Raw genomic sequence first — 21,835 nt, 5'->3', positions numbered from 1 at the left:
TTTCTCAAAACAACTCCACAATAAAGGACAGGTGAATTTTCATGGCTAACACACTGCTCAGTATTCAAGTAATCCCTAAAACTCCTAATAACGAGGACTCTTACCCGTATGTAGATAAGGCGATTGAGGTCATTCAGCGCTCCGGCGTCAAGTATCAGGTGAACCCATTGGATACGACCATGGAGGGCGAGCTCGACGAGTTGCTGAAAGTGGTTAAAGAAATGCACGAGGCTTTGACGGAAGCGGGTAGTCCCAGCGTCATTTCACAGATCAAAATCGCACATAACCCACAAGGCATCAGCATGAACAAGCTGACCGAGAAATATCGCCCATGAATCCGAAAGGCAAGAACGCGTCCTGGTGGAAAAGCGTATGGCCGCCCCTTGTGGCGGTCCTCTTCTTTTTAGCGGCTTGGCAAGGAGCGGTTTCCTATTTACATATTGAATCCTGGCTGCTGCCAGCTCCATCCCTAATCGTACAAGAGGGCATGGCGCAATCGGCGTTGCTTGGCACCCATACATGGGCTACAATTCGTCTGACACTTGCGGGATTCGCTATAGGGACAGCTACGGGACTGCTGATCGCCATCGTTCTTCATACGATTCCTTTTCTCAAATCTGCTCTATACCCGCTCTTGATCCTTAGCCAAAACATTCCGATTATCGCCCTCGGTCCGTTGCTCATGGTATGGTTTGGTTTTGGCGTGCTGCCCAAGCTTATGGTCATTACTTTAGTATGCTTTTTTCCCGTGGCTGTAGCGGCCATGGACGGGCTGACTCGAACAGACCGTACGATGATGAACTATATGCGGATGTCGGGTGCAAGCCGCATGTCTATTTTTATGAAGCTGGAGCTGCCACATTCCCTGCCGCAAGTCTTTTCTGGCGTTAAAATTGCTGCTACCTATAGTGTGATGGGCGCGATCATTGCCGAATGGATCGGAGCTAGTGAAGGAATTGGATATTATATGCTGCTGCAAAAATCGGCCTATCGCACGGACCTCATTTTTGCAGCCATCGGCATTATTGTCGCACTCAGCTTACTCATGTTTGTGGTTATTTTACTACTGGAGAAATGGTTGGTTCGCTGGAAACCCGATCGAGAGTAGCTTCCTCCTTGAATTAAATACAGCAAAGAAAGGACGTAGCGCGTATGAGTCTGCATCCGATTGACTTATCATCACACAACGTGGCTAATGAACAACGAGCCGGGGAACAACAGAGTCCTTCAACTGCTCCTCCTGCTTTGGAATTGGACGGGATCAGCCTTGCCTTCCGTGAAAAGCGAAGCTTACTGCCCGTACTGCAGGATGTATCCCTCACAGTCAAGCCGGGAGAATTCGTTTCCCTCATCGGTCCGTCAGGCAGCGGCAAAAGCACGCTATTTCACATCATCGGTGGGCTACTCAAACCCCAGCAGGGACGTATCCGTATGCACGGACGGGACATGACTGGTGAACGTGGTCATATCAGCTATATGCCGCAGCAGCCCGCCCTTTTTCCGTGGCGTACCACGCTGGACAACGTACTGCTTGGGCAGGAAAATGCTCCACGTAAAAGTACAGCAGTCCCCCCTGAGTACGCCAGTGAACGCGAGCGTCGCAAAGAAGCCTTGCAATGGCTCGAGCAAGTTGGACTAGGCAAATTCGCCAAGGCGTACCCACATACGCTGTCTGGTGGAATGCAACAGCGCGCAGCCTTTCTACGAGCACTACTCAGCCCGCAGGAATTAATGCTGCTGGATGAGCCGTTCAGCGCACTCGATGCGCTGACACGTGCAGACATGCAGCAATGGTTATTACGTATGTGGGAAAAGAACCGCCGTTCTGTGCTGTTTATTACCCACAGCATTGAAGAAGCACTGCTGCTCTCCGACCGCATCTATGTGCTGTCGGCGCGACCTGCTTCGGTGGTGCATGTCGTAGATGTCCCTTTTCCCCGCCCGCGTAGGGAAGAAATCACCCTCGATCCGCTCTTTATTGAATGGAAGCGGACCATGACCAGCTGGATGCGCGAGGAAAAGTACAAACTGGACGGCGACATGGACAATGCTCAGAGCGTCCACAAGAATATCCCGGAAGATGGATTGAATCGACATGAGTGACGTAAAAGTTCGATGTGCATTGAAATGGAACAGCCAAACAAAGCCAGGCTTGGATTTGACCGCAATTGAGCCCGCTCCATTGATCGACGCGCATATTCATGTAGACAGCTACCCGCCTGAACAACAGGAGTTATTGCTCGCTTCACTTGCCGATAGCAGCGTCCAAGCCGTGATAGCCGTGTCGATGCATCTGGGCTCCAGCCGAGCCAATCTACAGTTAGCCAAGCGTTACCCCGAGCTGGTACGACCAGCCTTTGGCTTTCATCCCGAACAAGCTCTTCCACCGCAAGCTGAGCTTGACCTCTTATTCGACTGGATGGACGAACATATACAGCAGATGGTCGCCGTGGGTGAAGTCGGCTTGCCCTATTACAATCGGCTGGAAGCCTCACAGAGCGGTTCACCTTTTGACCTCGCTCCCTACATAGCGCTGCTGGAGCGTTTTATCCAGTTTGCAAGCAAGCATAACAAGCCCATTGTCCTGCACGCCGTTTATGAGGACGCAGATATCGCCTGTGACCTTCTGGAACGTCACAGCGTCACGCAGGCGCATTTTCACTGGTTTAAAGGCTCTGCCGCCACAACCGAACGTATGGCGCGGAACGGCTATTATGTTTCCTTCACACCGGATCTCCTGTACGAAGAAGAGATCCGCAGTTTGGCAAGACAGTATCCGTCTGATCAGATCATGGCAGAGACAGACGGTCCCTGGCCGTTCGAGGGGCCTTTTACCGGACAAGAGACACATCCCCGGATGACTGCCGACGTCATTCGCGCGTATAGCAAGCTGACCCATCAAGATGAATCTGCCGTCCGTCAAATATTTTATGAAAATACGAGACGCTTTTACTCACTATCTGATTGATAAAGGATACCAGCTATTTACTCACTGGAAGGTTTACAACCACAACATGCAACTAAAGCAAAGAACCTCCTTATTTACGCGGGACTTCATCATGCGTAAATAAAGGAGGTTCTTGTATTTTACAGAGTTTTTTGTCGCTACTCAGCTTTTATTGCTTCAAGAAACCCTTTTGTTCCAAAAATGGCTTCATCTTCAAACGTGCTGGCTCGGTCAGTCTCGCGGCCATTTGCTCAGACCATGGCGTAGAGCGTTGACCGCCCGTACGCTCCTTCAAATATTCGGCTGATGTGTGGTCGTATACCTCTACAGCTTTCATCGTCTGATTTTTGTCGTAGCCGTTCATATGCAAAACACCGGACAGCGGAAGACGTGGGCGCAAGCCCGTTTCCTGATCTGGTACACCAATACACATACCGAACACTGGATACACCAGCTCTGGCAACCCTAGCAACTCAGAGACCTCTGCTATTTTAGTACGAATGCCGCCAATGTAGACGATGCCCAGGCCCAGTGATTCAGCGGCTACCGCTGCATTTTGTGCAGCTAACGCGGCATCAATGGTCGCAACCGTATAATTTTCGACGGACCCTTCATAGGAAGGCTGACCTGGCTGGTGGTGGAGTGTGACCTGCTTCAAACGGTACAGATCTGCGCACCATACCAGAAACGCGGGGCATTGCTCAACATAAGCCTGCCCTCCTGCCAACTCGGCCAGTTTTGTTTTTAAAGAAGGCTCGGTAACGGCAATAACGGTATATGCCTGCACATTACTGGACGAGGAAGCCATTTGGCCAGCTGCCACAATAGCTGCGAGCTGCTCGTCGGTAACGGCGGCGTCTGACTTGAACTTTCGCACAGACCGGTGATTCATCAACAAGGAAATCGTATCATTCATGACTGCTTCACTCCTAATCCATAATTTAAGCTCTTTATCTACTTCTAGCTGTGAGTATACGAAGAAGTTCTTGCATGCTTGCATGGCACTCCTACAAATATTATGAAACTTTCGCGAATGATAAGCAACCTGACGTGATGAGGGTTAACAGTATGGTTTAAAAAAACAAACGCAACAAAAAGCAAGCACGCAGAAAACCAATTGTGCGTACTTGCTCTATACTCTGATAATAACTTTATCTCGCTACAGATGTCCGGCAGCACGCTATCCTGCTGGTGCATCCATACATTTTACAGCTTCACCCGTTGGAGACGCAGTGCATTCAGCACAACCGAAACAGAGCTAAATGCCATGGCTGCTCCCGCCAACCATGGAGCAAGGAAGCCCAAAGCGGCAATCGGAATACCGATCACGTTATAACCGAGCGCCCAAAACAGATTTTGTCGTATGTTTGTCATAGTCCGGCGGCTCATTTCGATCGCGTCAGGAATGCTGTTCAGGTTGCCGCGCATGAGGGTAATATCCGCCGCCTCCATAGCCACATCCGTTCCCGTGCCCATCGCCATCCCAATATTAGCAGTAGCCAGCGCAGGCGCATCGTTAATACCATCCCCAACCATAGCTACGATCATGCCTTGTTCCTGAAGCCGTTTCACTTCCTCAGCCTTTCCTTCAGGTAGCACCTCCGCCAGCACTCGTTCAATTCCGGCCTCGGCGGCAACAGCCCGCGCAGTCCGTTCATTGTCACCCGTAATCATGATGACTTCAATGTTCATCGCCCGCAGACGGGCAACGGCCTCCCGTGACGTTTCTTTAATCGTGTCCGCTACAGCCACCAGTCCGGCATAGGAACCGTCCACAGCGACCAGCATCGCGGTTTTCCCTGCGTTTTCCAGCTCATTCATATACTGCTCGGCTGAGTCATCTATTGCGATGCCTTCCCTGCTCATCAATCGGCGTGTACCCGCCAATACCTGCTTACCTTCCACATGCGCCTTCACACCATAACCCGGAATATTTTCAAAATCTGTCGGTCCTACCAGCTCAATTCCTCGATCTGCAATCCCCTTTACAATGGCTTCCGCCAGCGGATGCTCCGAGCTTTTTTCTGCTGCACCGAGCAACCGCAGCAAATCGTTTTCAGCCAAGCCGCTTGCACCAACCATAACATCTGTCAGCTCTGGCTTGCCGTTCGTAACTGTTCCTGTCTTATCCAATACCACTGCGTTGACTGAACGGGTCATTTCCAAATGCTCGCCACCCTTGAACAAAATACCGTATTCAGCGGCACGTCCCGATCCTGCCATAATGGACGTTGGAGTAGCCAAGCCGAGCGCACAAGGACAAGCTATGACGAGAACTGCAATCATTTTCTCCAGTGAGCCTGCAAAATCAGTCGGCGTCACAAGGAAAAACCAGACGATAAAGGCTAACACAGCAATAGCAACAACAATGGGGACAAAAATACCGGAAATCTGATCCGCAATCCGCTGAATCGGGGCCTTAGAGTTTTGTGCATCTTCCACGACCTTAATAATCCGGGACAACGCCGTATCTCCACCCACACGCTCCGCCTGAATACGTAGTACCCCGTTTTTATTAAGCGTCGCCCCTGTAACTGCCGAACCTGCTTCTTTTTCAACCGGAAGACTCTCACCACTTAACATGGATTCGTCCACTGCGGAACGTCCGTCCACGACCACTCCATCGACAGGAATTTTCTCGCCGGGTCGTACAATAAAGATATCCTTCACACGTACCTGTTCGATCGGTATATCAAGCTCTTGTCCATCACGTACTACACGTGCCGTCGTCGCCTGTAGACTCATCAGGCTCTTGATCGCCTCGGACGAACGCCCTTTGGCTACCGCCTCGAACCATTTACCCACTAAAATAAGCGTAATTAGTACTGCACTTGTCTCGTAATACAGCTCTGGCATGGTCATGACAGGCATTCCCGCCATCCCCTCCATGACATCAGACGGACGCAGCGTAAGGTACAAGCTGTAAAAATAAGCCGCAGACGTACCTAGTGCAACTAACACATCCATATTCGAACTCCCGTTGCGAAGCGCTTTGTACGCGCCCACATAAAACTGCCAACCAATGACGAACTGAATCGGCGTTGTCAGCACTAGTTGGAACCATGGATTCAAGAACAGTTCCGGCACATAAATCCATGACGTAAAGGAAAAATGAGCCACCATCGCCCACAACAACGGAAACGACAGCACTGCGGACACAATCCACTTCCATTTTTTACGATGGATATCCTTACTGCGCACATCCGCGATATTGTCCTCAGCGCTCTGCGGGATCGCTCCGTAGCCTAGCTGTTCAATCTTGCTCACCAGATCACCAACCGCAATACTCCCCGCGGCATATTCCACATGAGCTGTTTCCATCGCCAAGTTTACCGTGGCACCTGTTACACCAGGCATCCGATTCAATCCCTTTTCAATTCGGGTTGCACAGGCCGCGCAAGTCATGCCCGTCACATTCAGATTGGCTTCTTCACTTACAGTACCAAAACCAAGAGAAGCAATTTTATCGCGAAACTCAGGGATCTCCACCTGCTTGGGATCATAGGATATCGACGCCTGCTCCAAAGCCAAATTCACATTAGCCTGTGCCACACCATCTATTCGATTTAAACCTTTCTCAATACGGCTTGCACAGGCGGCACAGGACATCCCCGTAATGTGAAGCGTTGTCTGCTTGTCACCGTCGGTCGCACGGTTTTCCATGGTAACCCTCCTCTTATACCCCAGTGGGGTATATCATATCCAAAAAGAAAAAGCTTCTAATATGGAAGCTTCTCCTTCAAAACAAGTCTTTCACACATAAAATATCTTCAGCTTAAACAACATCATAGCCTTGGTCTTCAATGGCTGTTTTCAGAGCTTCAACGTTCAGCTTGGACTCGTCATATTCTACATTCACTTGTTTCGTTTCGAGGCTGACCTTGCCGGTAGCGCCAACTTTCTCCAAAGCCCCTTCTACTGCTTTCACGCAATGATTGCAGCTCATGCCTTCTACGTTCAATGTAACTTGTGCCATTTCTTTTCCTCCTCAGGGATACTTCCGTACCCATAATGTGTATGAATACTACTCTTAACGAATTAGCTTTTTGACCGTAACCAGCAGCTCGTCAATCACTTCCTGCTCTCCTGCCTGCATGCGCTCAATGACACAGCTTTTCATATGCCCTTCCAACAGCAGCTTACCGACACCATTCAGCGCGGACTGGACAGCCGCAATCTGGTTCAGTACATCGTCACAGTAGGTATCCTTCTCAATCAAGCCCTTAATTCCGCGAACCTGACCTTCAATACGGTTCAACCGGGATACGAGGCTGTTCTTGAACTCTGCCGAATGATGACTTTTTCTAACTGTCTTTTCCCCGTCTGTTCCACAGTGATTCTCATGGATTTCAGTGTGGGAAACAGGTTGCTCCTCAGCCATACATCAGCCTCCTGTGTGGTGTATATATGCATTTATGCATTTGTTATATCCTTATCATAATATACCCCCATGGGGTATGTCAACCTTCCAGAAAAATGTCACTTTTCTGCCCTATTTTATACTTTTGAGCGTGCTTCCTTAGCAAGTACGACAAAGCTTAATAGCGCGCCAATCTCGGCTATAGCTATAACGACCGCCATCGGTACGGGGGTTGTTCCACTCCCCAAGCCTACTAGCGGTGAAGCAATGGAACCCAGCAATAGAGGCAACAGACCAAGCATGGCGGACGCACTGCCTGCGGAGCGCTGCTGACTCTGCATTGCCAATGAAGTCGTCGTTGTACTTACAATCCCTACGCAGGAAACGACAAAAAACAGAGGAACTAAAACAGCAAACAATTGGCCTCCGGTAAAGGCTACAGTAAGCAAGCTGATTCCGGCTACAGCCGCAATTATCAGACCCGACAAGAGTAACTGTCGTTCGCTGAAGCGACCCACGAGTCTACCCGTCAACTGCGAAAACAGTACAATCCCCAAACCATTCACTGCAAAAATGATGCTATACGTCTGAGGGGAAACCCCGAAAATATCCTGAAGCACGAATGGTGAGCCAGCGATATACGCGAACATCGCTCCTGTAATCAGCGCCTGTGAGAGGGCATAACCCATAAAGCGTCGATCGGCAAACAGATGACCAAGTGTTCCCAGCGTCTGCTTCAAGCCACCGGACGAGCGGCGGTTAGTTGGCAACGTTTCTGGCAAACCCAACACGACGGCAATTAGCATAGCCACGCCGACTACACAAAGCACCATGAATACACCACGCCAGGAAACAAAGTTCAATATGACACCGCCCAGTACTGGTGCAGCAATGGGGGCCACGCCGTTCACCAGCATGAGCAGTGAGAAAAAGCGTGTCAACTCTTTGCCCGAGTAAAGATCACGGGCTACAGCTCTGGAAATCACGATCCCGGCCGACCCCGTAAGCCCTTGAATAAAGCGAAGCGCAATGAGCATACCGATATTCGGCGCAAACACGCATAGCAGCGAAGCAACAGCGTACAGAATGAGCGAGATCACCAGCGGTCCTCTGCGACCCCTTACGTCGCTAAGCGGACCAGCGACGATCTGGCCAACGGCCAGTCCCAACAGACAGGCGGTCAAACTAAGCTGCGCCAGCGAAGTGGTCGTATGCAAATTGTCGGCTAATGTAGGCAGCGACGGCAAATACATATCTATGGACAACGGCCCGAAAGCACTCAATGCACCCAGGACAAAGGCGATCCATAATATTCGCGATTTGGTCATATCTGCGGCAACCATAACAGTATTGGATAACCGGTTCATAATAATAATCATCCTTTTCACAAAATATAAATAATTACTTCAATACAACATGATATCACTCATTTCGTCTGGCTTCGAATAATTACACGCTAATCCGCAATTTTTTTTCAAAACTGCTATATATCAGGCAGGAATTTACCAATTTCAGGTCGAATTATACGATAACCAAAACAAAAAATTTGTGGAATCTGGAGAATGATAATGGTCTATGATGGAGTGCTACTGGGTCTCATTGTAGGTCTGTTCAGAGGAGGCTGGCGGCAAGGTCTGATCCGTTTCAGTCAAATTCGCCTTATAGCCGGCTGGATGTTCCCTGTGCTGCTGCTGGTACAATTCATTATTTTTTATGCCCAGGAAAAGTGGGCTTGGCTGGCAGCCATTAACGGGTATCTATTTATGGGAGTCTACGTGGTTGGATTGATATTTCTCTGGTTGAACAGACATCATAAGGGATTCAAGCTTATTATAATCGGCGTATTGATGAATTTTATCGTTATGGCGGTGAATGGCGGCAGGATGCCGGTCTCATTGAGCGCTTCGGAGGTGCTGGGTCCCTATTATACAGATATGCTTAAATCCGGAAGTGTCATCTCGAAACATTACATGATGGATGCGAGCACGCGTCTATCATTGCTTGGTGACATTATTCCTCTCTCCAAACCCTATCCCCGCACGCAGGTGATTAGTATTGGAGATGTGGTCATGAACTTCGGGATGTTCCTGTTTATCCAAAGCATTATGGTCGTGAAGAGAACTAAGGATAAGCAGCAAGAAACCAATCCCCGCCACGCCTAGTGCGCACCTTATTCCAAGGAAGGGAGGGAATCCTATGAAAAACTTGAAATACTCCCGTGTGATTATCAATGCTATTATCGTGGCCTCTGTCATCATTGCTTTGACTTCCGGTTACAAAATCGGGGGCTAGTCACCGATAAGAAAAAAAGGAAGCACAGGCTCAACAAAACAGGCTGGATTCCGGCCTGTTTTTTCATGTGAAATTTTCGATTACAAGATTGTAAATTATCCCATTCACCCCTGGTAGCTTTGACATCAAGATACGACAAGGCAGGAGAAGAAATGATGAGTATAATAAAACAGCTGCAAGAACGGGTTACCGCGACGGGAATATACGTGTTTTGCATATGTATGGTAGGCATGATCGTCCTCTTGTATACGAACCAATGGTCCTTTTTGCACTATACGACAACAGAGTGGGTCACGATCTATTCCCTATTGGGAGCCGTTCTGATTCTGGAGCATTTTACATTCCAGTTACCCCCAGCCAGTAACAAGCAGTCCATGGATTCCTCCGTGTATCTGGCTTGTATTTTTGTGCATGGCACCGAAATTGCCATTCTGATTTTGCTGTTAAATGTAATCATCGCTATGTTCCGGCACACAGAGCTGTCCTGGTGGAAGCATACCGTCAATTTTTCCATTTACGCCCTTTCCATTTCCCTGTCTTCAACAGTATTTGAACTAAGCGGCGGAACGCAGGGAGCTTTAAACAAAGATCATTTTGTTTCCTACCTGCTAGCGTTGATTTGCTACTTTGCGGTGAACACCATCACACTGGGCATCTACTTTTATATCGCATACAAAGGGTCCTTCAATGAGCTTAAACAGGCTTTTTTGGCTGAATCTCTGCTCGTATACTTATGTACACTCATTCTGTCTTTGGTATTGACTACACTGATTTATGACAATGGCATTTTAGGACTTTTGCTGTTCCTTGGGCTAAGCATGCTCCTGTCTCACGCATTCAAGCAAATGTTCACGCTGTATCGGGAAATCGAAGAAAAAGCGAACATGGATCGCAGAACAGGGCTATACAATCACAGCTACTTTGAAAATACACTTGAAGCTGAATTAAATATATCCAGATCCGAGAATACTCCTCTCAGTCTGGCTCTGATTGATATAGATGATTTCAAAAAATACAATGATCATTTCGGTCATCTCAAAGGCGATCAGCTACTGGGATTTCTCGGTGAATTTCTAAAAAAGGAGACCTCCGGCACCCACATCACCGTATCCCGCTATGGTGGAGAAGAATTCACCCTGCTGATGCCCGCTCATACCGCTGAACAAGCATACGAAATAGTTAATGCTATTCGAAAAAGATTAAATGATTCTCGTTATGAGGGTGTTGAAATTTTTCCACACGGCTGTCTGTCCTTCTCCGCAGGCATTGCACAAAGTCGCATTGACATCTACGACAAATCACAGCTGGTCGATCTGGCGGATAAAGCCCTGTACTACGCCAAGAAACAGGGAAAAAACATCGTTCATACGCATGGAAGTTTAAATGAAGTGGAGCGCGAGGTCGATCTGGGGCAGGATATTCGTGATCTTGAACAGCAGCTTAATTTGTTCTTGTACAAGGATATTAACACTTTCAAGCATTCCAAACGGGTATTCAGATATGCAGCAGACATGAGCGATGTGCTTCAGCTTGGACCAGAGGATAAGCGGCGTTTCATACTAGGTGCCCTCATTCATGACATTGGTAAACTGGAGATTCCCTGGAATATCCTCAATAAAAAAGAGAAGCTGTCTGGTGAGGAATGGCAGATGGTGCAAGCGCATGTCATGTGGGGGAAACGAATTGTCGAAGCCAACGAACGATTCATAGATTTGGTTCCTTTTGTGGAGCTGCATCATGAACGTTATGACGGAGGAGGCTATCCGTTTGGCTTTAAGGGCGAGCAAATTCCACGTTTATGTCGGATGCTGACGATCATCGACTCTTTTGATGCGATGACAACTGAGCGCCCCTATCAACCCACCAAAACGTTCGAGGAGGCCATTGAAGAACTACGTGCTTGCTCGGGTAGCCAATTCGATCCCAAACTAACGGCTACTTTTATCCATTATATTCAACATAAGCAACCTGCTTTCACGGATTTCATGGAAACAGGGCTCTAATCCTTCATTGGCTCTTCCTCTTTGCCCCTAGCGTGGTTGAAATCGTCCTGAATCCAACCACGCTAGGGGTTTTCATATGATTGACATTTTGTATAATGCTTATTATTTCAAATTTCATATAAATGTCATAATTCGTTCCATCTATTCACGCTATATGCACTATGATTAAGATAGGAATGGGTTTGTCCGTATAAAATGTTACAAATGGGGATATCCTCGCTTCAAGTAATCGAGAGAAGGTGACTTCACAGGCATGTTGTACCTGTCCAGACCAGCCCGTGTGGCTTGTCTCTTATTGCTGTGTCTCCCCCTTCTAATCCTGTTTCCTCACTCTTCGTGGGCTCATGCATTTGTCATTGAATCCAGTCCGACCGAAAATCAGGTTTTGGACAAGTCGCCTTCTCAGGTGACCATCACCTTCAATGAAGATTTGCAATCTGCCTTTATGTCGATCAAAGTGACCGATGAAACAGGCAAGCGGGTCGACACAGGAAAAGCACAGCTTGACCCGAATCACAAAGCCACCATGGAAATCCAATTGATTCCAGGGGTGAAAAATGGAATTTACTCCGTCAACTGGAGAGCTTTATCCGCAGACGGACATCCGGTTAATGGAGTCATTCCATTTCAAGTAGGTAGCGGTTCCAATGCGCCTACTCATCAAGCTATCGCATCTGAAAGCTCAGGGACATCACGAATCGACTTAATCGCTGTCCGTTGGTTTCTTTACATAGGACTATCGCTGCTTTTTGGAGCGATTTGTTTCCGGCTGTTCATCTTACCGAGCATAAGCCAAGACAAGAATCGAAGTGAACAGCATCAGCAAAATCAGCGGCCCTTTGACACATTACCCCGCTGGACTAAGCTGCTATGGAGCGGCTACGGCATAACGTCTGCTGCCATTCTGATCAGCCTGCCACTTCAGGCTTCATGGGATGCCGGGGTTTCCATCAGGGAGGGCTTCTCACTCCCGATTCTGGGAGAAGCTCTCCAATTTACTGGAGCCGGGCAAATTTGGTTTATCCAGATGATTCTCGTGCTGCTCCTAAGCGTAACGCTGATTTACGCGCTGGATTACAGCATTTCGAATCGCCAGCGCCGTCTTTGGGGCTACAGCTCAGCTCTCCTAACGCTATGCCTCATGCTGTCCAAAGCCTTTGTCGGTCATCCGGCAGCGGCTACCCATCCAGCTCCGGCCATTGCGGCGGACTTTGTCCATCTCGCAGCAGCAGCTTTTTGGATCGGCTCACTTGCCGTCATGGTCGTGTGCCTGCCTGTTGCCGGAGCAGAGTTGCCCGTATCCGAGCGGGCAACTTTGCGGCAAGCCGCCCTGCGCCGCTTTGCCGGCTGGGGCATTGCTATGGTGGCAGCGCTACTTGCCACCGGTATATATGGAGCCGTGCTGTACATTCCGGCTCCCTCCATGTTGCTGAACACGTCCTATGGACTCGTTCTGCTCGGCAAGGCAGCGCTGCTGCTAGTCATGCTGGCCTTTGCGGCCAGCCAGTTCCGCAGCGCACGGCAAGCGGCGCCCAGCAAGCAAGCCGCCCGGGGATTGCGTGCCGAGGTGTCCGTCGGCCTGCTCGTGATGCTGTTGACTGCGGTGCTTACTCACCTGTCACCCGGCCAGGCACCTGCTGTTCCGTTTGAGGAGACTCGCACTACGGGCGGATACAACGTTACGCTGTCAGTCAGCCCCAATACTGTAGGCAGCAATGAATTCAAGGTATCCGTTCAGGATAGCAAAGGTGCTGCCGTTTCGGGAATCCAGCAGGTTACATTAACGCTCACTCCAGCAGATCCTGACCAAGATCAACAGGAATTTGTTCTACCCGTGAAGCAGCAACAACCATTCCACAGTCAGGAATTGATGACCTCCGAAGGAACATGGGCGGTAAAAGTACATGCTCTGACGGCATCACTCGATGCGGTTGATGCTGAATTCACCCTGCATGTAGGCGGTAAAAAATAATTATTTTATACTTCAGGATTGTATGAAATCCTCACTTAAAAGGAGCGAAATAAATATGAATACAACGATTCAAACAGCAAAATTCAGATTTTCCAGGCTTGCGACCTCTATGGGTCTAATTGCGGCGGGTGCCTTACTTTTTGCAGGTATGGCCAGTGCACATGTGACAGTCAAGCCTTCTGTTTCACAACCTAATGCGTGGGAAACGTACACATTGAAAGTACCCGTGGAAAAAAACATTCCAACCACCAAAGTCGCCTTGAAAATTCCGAAAGAGGTCGTTTTCAAACAATACGAGCCTGTACCGGATTGGAAAGTAGCCACGGAAAAAGACAGCTCTGGCAAAGTAACCACCGTGACCTGGACGACTGAAAAAGACGGCATTCAAGCGGGTCAGTATCAGCGTTTCAGCTTTGTAGCGCAAAATCCAGACCAAAATACCGCAGCCCCCTGGGACGCCTTCCAATATTACAGTGACGGAAGTATCGTGGAATGGACAGGTGACGAAGGAAGTAATAATCCACATTCCATTACTGAAATCACGGCGGATGCCACGTCCGCAACTCCTGCCCCTGCCGCAGACAGCGGACACGATTCAGCGGGCACGGCAGCAGGCCATACGAGCACAGATGCGGCTAAAGATAGCAGCAGCCCCGCACCTGCTTCGAACAATGCTGTAGAAGCTACACCTGCCGCTTCTGCTCCAGCCAGCTCTGCTACACAAACGACAGCACTCGTCCTCTCGATCATTGCAGTCGTTCTTGGTGCCGCAGCTGTCGGCATTGCACTCAAGCGCCGCAAGTAATCTGGGTTACGTATAAAGGTTAAGACCGTTTTAAAAAGAAAAGCTGACACCTATTTAAAAGGGGTCAGCTTTTTTGGTATGAAAGAAAACGATTAATATTCAGCTTAAATACATACTTAGATTCATCTCATCCTATTATTTCACATTCACCTTTCTATCATTTTTTTGGTAAAATAGGTAGAACCTCACGATTCTAACATGATAGCATTGCAATCTATTGAGCATAGGAGATCATAGGATGAAAATCGTAAATAAGGCTCTGTTATCTAGTGCTATCTTTCTGAGTACCACAGTGGGCCTCTATAGCCCTTTGGCACAAGCCGAGACCGGTAAGATCAGCATCATGCTGGACGGATATCCATTACCGTTCCCCGTACAACCTGCCATGATGAACGGCACGACCATGGTTCCCTTTCGCGCTATTTCTGAGGCTCTTGGCATTACAGTGAAATGGGATCAAGCCAGCCAAAGCATCACCGCTACCAAAGCGCAAGGCTCTGCTACCAAGCAGGTGGTTCTAAAGATGGGTAGCCGCAATGCCACAGTGGACGGACAAACGGTTCAACTAACAGCCGCTCCGCAAACCGTGCACGGCAGCACCATGATTCCGCTGAGCTTTTTCGGGCAGCAGTTTGGAGCCACGGTGAACTGGAACCAGGGAACACGAACGGTCTCCATTACATCGCCTCGTGAAGCTATGTATACAGTAGGCTTCTATGCGCTGTCTTCCTTTGACCAGAAATCCAAAATACCGGATTTTAACGCAGTTGCCTTCGGCTGGAGTCGAATTGATACGAACGGACAATTTACGACAAACGGCAAGGAATACAAATGGCCTCAAGCCGCTGGAACCGTAACACCGGAGTCCATTGTGCAGGAGGCAGACAGCCAGGGGACTTCCCCTTACCTGATGGTCTATTCTGGAGATGGCAATCACGAGCTGACCAAGATTTTGGAAAATGCGCAGCTTCAAGAACAGACCATTTCCCAAATCGTCAGCACCGCCACCGACAAACAATTTAAAGGCATTACGCTAGACCTGGAAGGTTTGGGGTGGAGCGGCGATAAAGCCAAAGCGCGTTCAGACTACAACGCCTTTATTAAAAAGCTATCGACCAAAGCGCATCAGGCCGGGCTCAAGCTCACCGTCGTTCTGCATCCGCTGAACAGCTCTTACTCTGGCTATGACTACAAAACGCTGGGCAATCTGGCGGACGATCTGATCATTATGGCTTATGATTACGGACAGAAGGCTACGCCTGAGCCTTTGGAAAAAGTGGATGAAGCCATACAACTGGCCTTGAAGGAAACCTCGCGGGACAAGCTTATTTTGGGGATTTCGATGGGTAGCGAAAAAGACAGCACCGTTAACGCCAAGATCGGTTTAGCCAAACGTTATGACCTCAAAGGAATCGCTATCTGGCGCTTGGGTATCATTGGAGAAACAGCCTGGGCACAGATGAACGAAGCCATCGAGTTTAAATAAGTGTATCTGACCTTATTCCGCCCGCTAATGATTTCTTATGCGTCTTCTATGAAATCATTTGGCGGGCTTTCTTCATTCCCCTTAACAGAAGTGCTTGCCTGATTTGGAAGTTGTCGTCACAGGCTCGCAACCCTGTTCTCCATAGAAGATCCCCCAGTCTCTCATAAAATCCAGCAACGGCCTTAACGTATCTCCTAACGGGGTAAGCGAGTATTCCACACGCGGTGGATTCTCATTATAAATTTCACGGTGCACAATGCAATCTCTCTCCAATTCGCGCAACTGCAAGGTTAGCATCCGCTGTGTAATATTAGGCAAGGTCCGTCGAATTTCGTTATAGCGCCGCGGTCCTGTGGTCAAATGATACAAGATGACTCCCTTCCATTTGCCGCCTATAACCCCGACGGTTTTCGCTACCGGACATCCAAAATTAACGCTAACTGCATGTTCCATCTCCTGTGCCATGTATACCCCTTCTTTCTGTAGAATGTGTAAACCAATAGCCCCAGACGTATGACAAGGAACAAATATGTGCGTACTTGTTCCCTGCAAAAACTTTCTATATGATAACTATATATTCGATATCAGCTCTCATTATAGTAGCAGAAAACCCATAGAGTACCAACTAAACCCATACCCAAAGGAGTACATTTTATGTCTAATACATCAGCTAAAAAACAGGAAATTCTGGACGCCTTTCTGTTCAGGCACGCCACGAAAGAATTCGATCCCAATCGCATCATACCGGAAGAGGATTTTCAGTTCATTCTCGAAACCGGACGACTTTCTCCAAGCTCCGTCGGTTTTGAACCATGGCAGTTTGTAGTTGTGCAAAATCAGGCATTGAGAGAAAAGCTGGCTGCAGTTTCCAGCGGCGGTCAAAAGCAGATCCCTGCGGCTAGCCACGTCGTCCTGATTTTGGCGCGCAAGGATGTTCGTTATGATTCTCCTTACGTGGAGTATATGTATAAAGAGGTTAAAGGTATGTCTGAGGAAGACTTTGCCTCACTGCCAGGCCGCTATAAGATTTTCCAGGGTGAAAGTCAACGTCTGCTGGAAAACGAACGTACGTTATTTGACTGGGCTTCCAAGCAAACCTACATTGCCTTAGGCAATATGATGACAGCAGCGGCTCAGATCGGTATTGATTCCTGTCCAATTGAGGGCTTTAATTACGATCAGGTGCATGCCATATTGGAGGAAGAAGGACTGCTGGAGAACGGGCTGCTCGATATTTCAGTCATTGCTGCCTTCGGTTATCGTGCTCATGAACCCAAGCGGGAAAAATCCAGACAAGCACTGGAAAAGGTCACACGCTGGATTCTGTAAATATTCGTCCAATACTGTTAGTCAATCTTTAAGTTTGGCACTGCCTAACAGGCGGGCTTGCGATCATTCATCTTAACGATGACCCATTGCAGCCCGCCTGTTTATTTAAATTTTTTTTATTCTACAACTTTTTGCTTATAGCCGTAGTCAAGTTATCCTATATAATAAGATGTATCTGCCTAAAAAGGAGTACAGTACACGTGGAAAGATCAGAGATATTGACAAGGATTGTTATTGTCGATGATGAAGAGTTGGCTTTGGATTATATGAAGCGTCTGCTTGGCGAGTTACAAGGCATACATATTGCAGGAGCTTTTACGAATCCATTCGTGGCTAAGGACTATATTCTACTTGATGATATAGATATAGCTTTTTTGGATGTAAGACTCCCAGGGATCAGCGGAATTGAATTAGCCAATCAAATTTTGGAGCACAAACCCCATATTCAGATCGTTTTTGTTACGGCTTACGATAAGTACGCTATTCAAGCCTTCGAGCTTAACGCACTGGACTATCTGCTCAAACCGGTCACGACAGAACGTCTCATCAAAACCATGAATCGCATTCTGAAGCGTGACGATCAAGCCTCCATGCCTGAGAATCAGCCTTCAGTTCTTCAGTTACAGGTTTTTCAATATGTCGTCTTCACGTACCCGAATCAGCAACCCACTGTTATTCAGTGGAGAACTAAAAAGACTCAGGAGTTGTTTTTGTACTTGCTCCAAAATCATGACCAATGGGTTCGCAAATCAGCCTTGATTGAATTACTATGGCCAGAATATGAGGAAGATAAGGCCTACTCTCTTTTATACACAGCCGCTTATTACATTAGAAAAGCGATAGCGCCGTATCATTCCTTTTTAGAGATTTCCAATACTAATGGCGGTTATATTTTGCATACACAAAACGTTCTGTTAGATACAGAAAGATGGGAGTCCCTTCTGGCATCCGCTCCCCTGATGAACAAGGAATCCATTCCCTATTATGTAAAAATGATGGAACTTTATAAAGGGGACTATTTACAGGAATATGATTTTTGGTGGGTTGAAAGTGAACGCCAAAGACTGCATAAAATGTGGTTATCCATATCATTAAAAATGGCAGAGTGGTATAGAGGGAACTCCCAGCCTGAAGAGGCGATCTCTATTTATGAGGGCATCTGTAGTCGTCACCCCCAAGAAGAGGAAGCCTACTGGGGATTAATGAAGACCTGCGCTGAGATGAATAAAAATAACTTAGTGATCAAATGGTATGATTTATTATCATCCGCCTTATGGGAAGAACTTCATGAGAAGCCCAATGAACAAATTACAAATTGGTTTAAAGAGTGGCAAATGGCTCATGCCTAATTTTTTACGACTGGGAGTAATTCTCCGGAACCCGTAGAGTCCCCATTAGAACCGTCACTTACTTCGCCTCGTTCTGTATAGGACCTACGGGACAGAGATATTAAGTTTCCTGTCTTTGTGCCTTGGGAACATGGAAGCCTACCGTTGTACCCTGGTTGGGAAGACTGCTAATATACAGCCCTTTACCGTATACTTGCTTCAAACGTCGATCCGTATTTCGCAATCCAATCCCGCTATCCTGTTCTTGCTGAGGACCTAGCACATGATTCAGCTCCTCTTGACTCATGCCCACACCATCATCAATAATCGCTATTTCTGTGCCATCCTCCCGCTGCTGAATACGAATGCACAATGTGCCTCCATGTATCCGATTCATGATACCATGCCTAATTGCATTTTCTGCAAGTGGCTGAATCGATAACGGTGGCAATAACACGGATATCTGTTCGTCTACTTCCCATACAATATCTAGTCTACTCCCAAAGCGTTCCTTCTCTATATAAAGATAAGATTTTAGGAGAGCAAGCTCATATTCCAGTGATACGACTCTATCAAGATTTTGAGGGTTAAAGCTTGATCTTAAATATTTACCGAACTCTTCAATAAGTTTCACCATTCTGGTGTGATCCACATGACTTAAGGATGCAATGGTATTCAAGGTGTTAAACAAAAAATGAGGTTTAATTTGTGCCTGTAACCATGCAGCCTCCATCCAAAGCCTCTCCCTTGCGGACTTTTTAACATCAGTCAAGGCACGGACCCTTGATTTCAATTCCATGGAATCCACAGGCTTCATAATGTAATCGTTGGCCCCTGCAAGAAATCCCGTATATAAGTCCTCCTGCTGACTACGTGCTGTCAACAGCAACACAGGCAGCTCCGAAATGCTAAAGTATTCCCTCACACGCCGAGTTAACTCATACCCCGACATTTGGGGCATCATGACATCGGCTATAATTAAATCCCATTCCCGATGATCCAGCCTATGCAAGGCACCCTGGGCACTGGTTACAGTTACAAGGTCGTAAGGCTCCGAGGCGAGAATGCCCTCTAACACCCTTAAATTAACCGGATCATCATCTACTGCGAGTATAGCAGATCGTGCAGAGCCTGCCGCAACCTGCATCACAGCTGCATTCTGTAGAGCTATAAAATCAGTACCTGCTTCTTCATCCATACACACCTGCTCGTTATCGCGTGATTCGTCTGGGGTAGGTGAGGGATCAAGCGGTAGTGTGAAAGAAAAGGTTGAGCCTTGACCAAGCTCAGAGCTTACACTCAAAGATCCTCCATGAAGCTCCACCAATTGTTTGCTAATACTCAACCCTAGTCCAAGCCCATCCCCAATAACCGTCAAATGAGAATTTCCTTGTTCATATGGACGAAATATTCGCTTTTGCGTCTCCTCATCCATCCCAACGCCAGTGTCACGCACCTGAATACTGGCCATTTCGCCTTGGATGTGTGCGTGAACGGAAATGGTCCCCTCAGCAGTATGTTTAACAGCATTGTGAAGGAGATTGAACAGGATTTGGATTACTCGGTTTTCATCCGCTAATACATTTGGAAAATCAGCAGGGATGTTTACTACCATGTTTAGAGGTTTCCCATCTGTCATGAATTGAAGCATATCCAACACACCCGAGGCTACGGCCTTGGGCTTCAAGCTTCTTTTTTCCAGAATAATATCCTTTTCACGCAGACGTGTAACATCCAGCAAATCATTCAATAATAAGGACATACGGCGGCCGACCGTAACGAGCAATTGCATGTTTCTCCTGTTGGGTTCATCTAGGACGCCGCCCTGATTCTCCAGCACGGTCTGTGCTATATTGATCATCCCATGCAGAGGATTTCGCAGCTCATGAGAGGTGTTGGCCAAAAATTCATTTTTCACCTGATCAGCGCGCTGCAATCTGGCCGACAGCCTTCTCAGTTCAGCATTCGTATTAAAAAACCGTTTGAACCAATAGGATGCAAATGCCACAAAAGCCAACACAATATCCCAAGGGTAATAGGGGAGATCATTGGTTTTGAAAATGCCCCACAGCATGCTGGATGCGATGCTAATGGATGCTAGCAACAGAAAAACAGCCTCTTTTTGCCCTCTGAATGTTCTAAGAAAAGCAAGGGAGGGAACTGTAGCACATAGAGTAATAGCTGGGAATGCGATAATAGCCATAAGAAATGCATAAAGGCTGGATGTAGGTGCAAGTAACACCAGAACCGCAAAACCACAGTGGCCTATAAAAACAATCTGAATGATTCGGGATCGAATCAACAGAGACTGCGCTAGCTTCAGTACACACATGCCTATTCCAATATAGGAAAGGGTAGTTATTTTTAACGAAAGACCTAGATTTATGGGGAACCATTCCAATAAAAGCTTGTCATCGTCTGTCAGGATGGATAATACCGTGCAGATTACAATTCCCGCAAAATACAGAAGCGCCTTCTTTTGTGGATTCATAAAAAATATAACGACTATATATAACCCGTGAAGCAGCAAAATAATACATACCATAATTTGCATTGAGATCGTGAAGTTGGTTCGGCTATTCACAGCATCCGCGCTTCCAAAAATGATAGGCTTCATAATTCCTCCACTAGCAGAAAAATCATAATTGGATACTTGGATGACAATCTCAATGGCCTGGCTGTTCGCATCAAACATAGCAGAGAATGGAACAGTTGATCCTATATGCTGTTCGACCTTGCTAGAGACCTGACCACTATGACTAATTAAACGGCCGTTCACAAATATGTTGGATGCCGTACTGATCTTCCCGATCCGAAGTCCGTATAAAGTGTCCAACGATCTGTCACTCAAAATAAGTAGCCGATAGGTTCCAATGCCATATGCCTTATGATCCACAGGAGATACCGACTCACTCCATAAGCCTGGTACCTGAATGGACTGACGCTGCTTCTGCATAAGTAAGGATTTCAGTTCTGCAGGAGAAGATAAAGTTCCAGGATAAAACTCCCACTCCCCATTTAATGGTAGGGTCTTTATCTCCTGTAAATTCAAGCCCCTCAGATCCAGAATTCCCGCCTTGGCCCGGGGATAATCCTGATTGTGGTAATAATCAAACCACAACAAACGCAAGCCGATAATCACGATCAGGAATGACAGCGTAATTAAAAGAAAGTTCCGCTTATTCATCCACTGGTGATCCGGCACCAAACATCAGCGTATCGTTGCTGGTCTCTCATCTGAACCAGCAGCATTGGATGGTGACCAATCCTCATAGTTTCACAACCTTGTCTACATAAATTTCATTTATCGTTC

Annotated in this window: 18 protein-coding genes; 11 read left to right on the top strand and 7 right to left on the bottom strand. The window is 47.5% G+C overall.

What is annotated here, in order from left to right:
- The first annotated feature begins 41 nt into the window (after positions 1 to 41).
- From NLX74_RS12445 to NLX74_RS12430, 4 genes are read left to right on the top strand one after another with little or no spacing between them, the layout of a single operon-like run.
- On the top strand, positions 42 to 335 hold the full coding sequence (locus NLX74_RS12445) for an MTH1187 family thiamine-binding protein (RefSeq protein ID WP_235307040.1): 294 nt from the start codon (positions 42 to 44) through the stop codon (positions 333 to 335).
- Positions 332 to 1,108: an ABC transporter permease gene (locus NLX74_RS12440; RefSeq protein ID WP_069290919.1), complete on the top strand. Its 777-nt coding sequence runs from the start codon at positions 332 to 334 to the stop codon at positions 1,106 to 1,108. The genes NLX74_RS12445 and NLX74_RS12440 overlap by 4 nt, the downstream gene beginning before the upstream one ends.
- A gap of 44 nt (positions 1,109 to 1,152) precedes the next feature.
- On the top strand, positions 1,153 to 2,103 hold the full coding sequence (locus NLX74_RS12435; protein ID WP_235307039.1) for an ABC transporter ATP-binding protein: 951 nt from the start codon (positions 1,153 to 1,155) through the stop codon (positions 2,101 to 2,103).
- On the top strand, positions 2,096 to 2,968 hold the full coding sequence (locus tag NLX74_RS12430; RefSeq protein ID WP_254328904.1) for a TatD family hydrolase: 873 nt from the start codon (positions 2,096 to 2,098) through the stop codon (positions 2,966 to 2,968). The genes NLX74_RS12435 and NLX74_RS12430 overlap by 8 nt, the downstream gene beginning before the upstream one ends.
- A 148-nt stretch (positions 2,969 to 3,116) precedes the next feature.
- Here NLX74_RS12430 and nfsA read toward each other — a convergent pair whose 3' ends face one another.
- The 5 genes from nfsA to NLX74_RS12405 all read right to left on the bottom strand — a co-directional run bounded on the left by nfsA (position 3,117) and on the right by NLX74_RS12405 (position 8,674).
- A complete protein-coding gene (gene nfsA / locus NLX74_RS12425; protein WP_254328903.1) occupies positions 3,117 to 3,863 on the bottom strand; it encodes an oxygen-insensitive NADPH nitroreductase in 747 nt (248 codons plus the stop codon).
- Positions 3,864 to 4,153: 290 nt separating this feature from the next.
- Positions 4,154 to 6,610: a heavy metal translocating P-type ATPase gene (locus NLX74_RS12420; RefSeq protein ID WP_254326866.1), complete on the bottom strand. Its 2,457-nt coding sequence runs from the start codon at positions 6,608 to 6,610 to the stop codon at positions 4,154 to 4,156.
- A gap of 112 nt (positions 6,611 to 6,722) precedes the next feature.
- On the bottom strand, positions 6,723 to 6,923 hold the full coding sequence (locus NLX74_RS12415) for a copper ion binding protein (protein WP_013308457.1): 201 nt from the start codon (positions 6,921 to 6,923) through the stop codon (positions 6,723 to 6,725).
- Positions 6,924 to 6,977: 54 nt separating this feature from the next.
- Complete coding sequence (locus tag NLX74_RS12410; protein ID WP_103046733.1) at positions 6,978 to 7,328, bottom strand: metal-sensitive transcriptional regulator; 351 nt, start codon at positions 7,326 to 7,328, stop codon at positions 6,978 to 6,980.
- Between the two features lie 116 nt (positions 7,329 to 7,444).
- Entirely contained in the window at positions 7,445 to 8,674 is a 1,230-nt protein-coding gene (locus tag NLX74_RS12405; protein WP_254328902.1) for a multidrug effflux MFS transporter, read from the bottom strand.
- A 201-nt stretch (positions 8,675 to 8,875) separates the two neighbouring features.
- Here NLX74_RS12405 and NLX74_RS12400 point away from each other — a divergent pair, with 201 nt between their 5' ends.
- The 5 genes from NLX74_RS12400 (at position 8,876) to NLX74_RS12380 (ending at position 15,865) form a co-directional block, all read left to right on the top strand.
- Positions 8,876 to 9,469 carry a DUF5317 domain-containing protein gene (locus NLX74_RS12400; RefSeq protein WP_103046731.1) on the top strand — a complete coding sequence of 198 codons (594 nt, stop codon included), beginning with the start codon at positions 8,876 to 8,878 and terminating at the stop codon, positions 9,467 to 9,469.
- Positions 9,470 to 9,751: 282 nt separating this feature from the next.
- Entirely contained in the window at positions 9,752 to 11,602 is a 1,851-nt protein-coding gene (locus tag NLX74_RS12395; protein WP_254328901.1) for a bifunctional diguanylate cyclase/phosphohydrolase, read from the top strand.
- Between the two features lie 253 nt (positions 11,603 to 11,855).
- Complete coding sequence (locus tag NLX74_RS12390) at positions 11,856 to 13,574, top strand: copper resistance CopC/CopD family protein (protein WP_254328900.1); 1,719 nt, start codon at positions 11,856 to 11,858, stop codon at positions 13,572 to 13,574.
- Positions 13,575 to 13,629: 55 nt separating this feature from the next.
- Positions 13,630 to 14,379, top strand: a complete 750-nt coding sequence (locus NLX74_RS12385) for a YcnI family copper-binding membrane protein (protein ID WP_254328899.1) — start codon at positions 13,630 to 13,632, stop codon at positions 14,377 to 14,379.
- Positions 14,380 to 14,617: 238 nt separating this feature from the next.
- Positions 14,618 to 15,865 carry a stalk domain-containing protein gene (locus NLX74_RS12380; protein WP_254328898.1) on the top strand — a complete coding sequence of 416 codons (1,248 nt, stop codon included), beginning with the start codon at positions 14,618 to 14,620 and terminating at the stop codon, positions 15,863 to 15,865.
- Positions 15,866 to 15,946: 81 nt separating this feature from the next.
- Here the strand turns inward: NLX74_RS12380 and NLX74_RS12375 are convergent, their stop codons facing one another.
- Complete coding sequence (locus NLX74_RS12375; RefSeq protein WP_254328897.1) at positions 15,947 to 16,330, bottom strand: winged helix-turn-helix transcriptional regulator; 384 nt, start codon at positions 16,328 to 16,330, stop codon at positions 15,947 to 15,949.
- A 189-nt stretch (positions 16,331 to 16,519) separates the two neighbouring features.
- On the opposite strand from NLX74_RS12375, the gene NLX74_RS12370 reads away from it, so the two are divergent.
- Positions 16,520 to 17,194, top strand: a complete 675-nt coding sequence (locus tag NLX74_RS12370; protein ID WP_254328896.1) for an NAD(P)H-dependent oxidoreductase — start codon at positions 16,520 to 16,522, stop codon at positions 17,192 to 17,194.
- A 200-nt stretch (positions 17,195 to 17,394) separates the two neighbouring features.
- A complete protein-coding gene (locus NLX74_RS12365) occupies positions 17,395 to 18,543 on the top strand; it encodes a response regulator (RefSeq protein WP_254328895.1) in 1,149 nt (382 codons plus the stop codon).
- Between the two features lie 100 nt (positions 18,544 to 18,643).
- On the opposite strand, the gene NLX74_RS12360 is transcribed toward NLX74_RS12365, so the two are convergent.
- Complete coding sequence (locus NLX74_RS12360) at positions 18,644 to 21,709, bottom strand: hybrid sensor histidine kinase/response regulator (RefSeq protein ID WP_254328894.1); 3,066 nt, start codon at positions 21,707 to 21,709, stop codon at positions 18,644 to 18,646.
- Positions 21,710 to 21,835: the final 126 nt, after the last annotated feature.

It is taken from the genome of Paenibacillus sp. MZ03-122A (assembly GCF_024213325.1).
Lineage (GTDB): Bacteria > Bacillota > Bacilli > Paenibacillales > Paenibacillaceae > Paenibacillus > Paenibacillus polymyxa_B.
This window is presented reverse-complemented; position numbering and strand designations above follow the sequence as displayed.

Bases quoted from the DNA above. Each gene is read 5' to 3' on its own strand.
- NLX74_RS12390 (WP_254328900.1), top strand. From the start codon at position 11,856: ATGTTGTACCTGTCCAGACCAGCCCGTGTGGCTTGTCTCTTATTGCTG.
- NLX74_RS12445 (WP_235307040.1), top strand. From the start codon at position 42: ATGGCTAACACACTGCTCAGTATTCAAGTAATCCCTAAAACTCCTAAT.
- NLX74_RS12405 (WP_254328902.1), bottom strand. From the start codon at position 8,674: ATGAACCGGTTATCCAATACTGTTATGGTTGCCGCAGATATGACCAAA.
- NLX74_RS12375 (WP_254328897.1), bottom strand. From the start codon at position 16,330: ATGGCACAGGAGATGGAACATGCAGTTAGCGTTAATTTTGGATGTCCG.
- NLX74_RS12385 (WP_254328899.1), top strand. From the start codon at position 13,630: ATGAATACAACGATTCAAACAGCAAAATTCAGATTTTCCAGGCTTGCG.
- NLX74_RS12410 (WP_103046733.1), bottom strand. From the start codon at position 7,328: ATGGCTGAGGAGCAACCTGTTTCCCACACTGAAATCCATGAGAATCAC.
- NLX74_RS12430 (WP_254328904.1), top strand. From the start codon at position 2,096: ATGAGTGACGTAAAAGTTCGATGTGCATTGAAATGGAACAGCCAAACA.
- NLX74_RS12370 (WP_254328896.1), top strand. From the start codon at position 16,520: ATGTCTAATACATCAGCTAAAAAACAGGAAATTCTGGACGCCTTTCTG.
- NLX74_RS12380 (WP_254328898.1), top strand. From the start codon at position 14,618: ATGAAAATCGTAAATAAGGCTCTGTTATCTAGTGCTATCTTTCTGAGT.
- NLX74_RS12415 (WP_013308457.1), bottom strand. From the start codon at position 6,923: ATGGCACAAGTTACATTGAACGTAGAAGGCATGAGCTGCAATCATTGC.
- NLX74_RS12440 (WP_069290919.1), top strand. From the start codon at position 332: ATGAATCCGAAAGGCAAGAACGCGTCCTGGTGGAAAAGCGTATGGCCG.
- NLX74_RS12360 (WP_254328894.1), bottom strand. From the start codon at position 21,709: ATGAATAAGCGGAACTTTCTTTTAATTACGCTGTCATTCCTGATCGTG.
- nfsA (WP_254328903.1), bottom strand. From the start codon at position 3,863: ATGAATGATACGATTTCCTTGTTGATGAATCACCGGTCTGTGCGAAAG.
- NLX74_RS12420 (WP_254326866.1), bottom strand. From the start codon at position 6,610: ATGGAAAACCGTGCGACCGACGGTGACAAGCAGACAACGCTTCACATT.
- NLX74_RS12435 (WP_235307039.1), top strand. From the start codon at position 1,153: ATGAGTCTGCATCCGATTGACTTATCATCACACAACGTGGCTAATGAA.
- NLX74_RS12400 (WP_103046731.1), top strand. From the start codon at position 8,876: ATGGTCTATGATGGAGTGCTACTGGGTCTCATTGTAGGTCTGTTCAGA.
- NLX74_RS12395 (WP_254328901.1), top strand. From the start codon at position 9,752: ATGATGAGTATAATAAAACAGCTGCAAGAACGGGTTACCGCGACGGGA.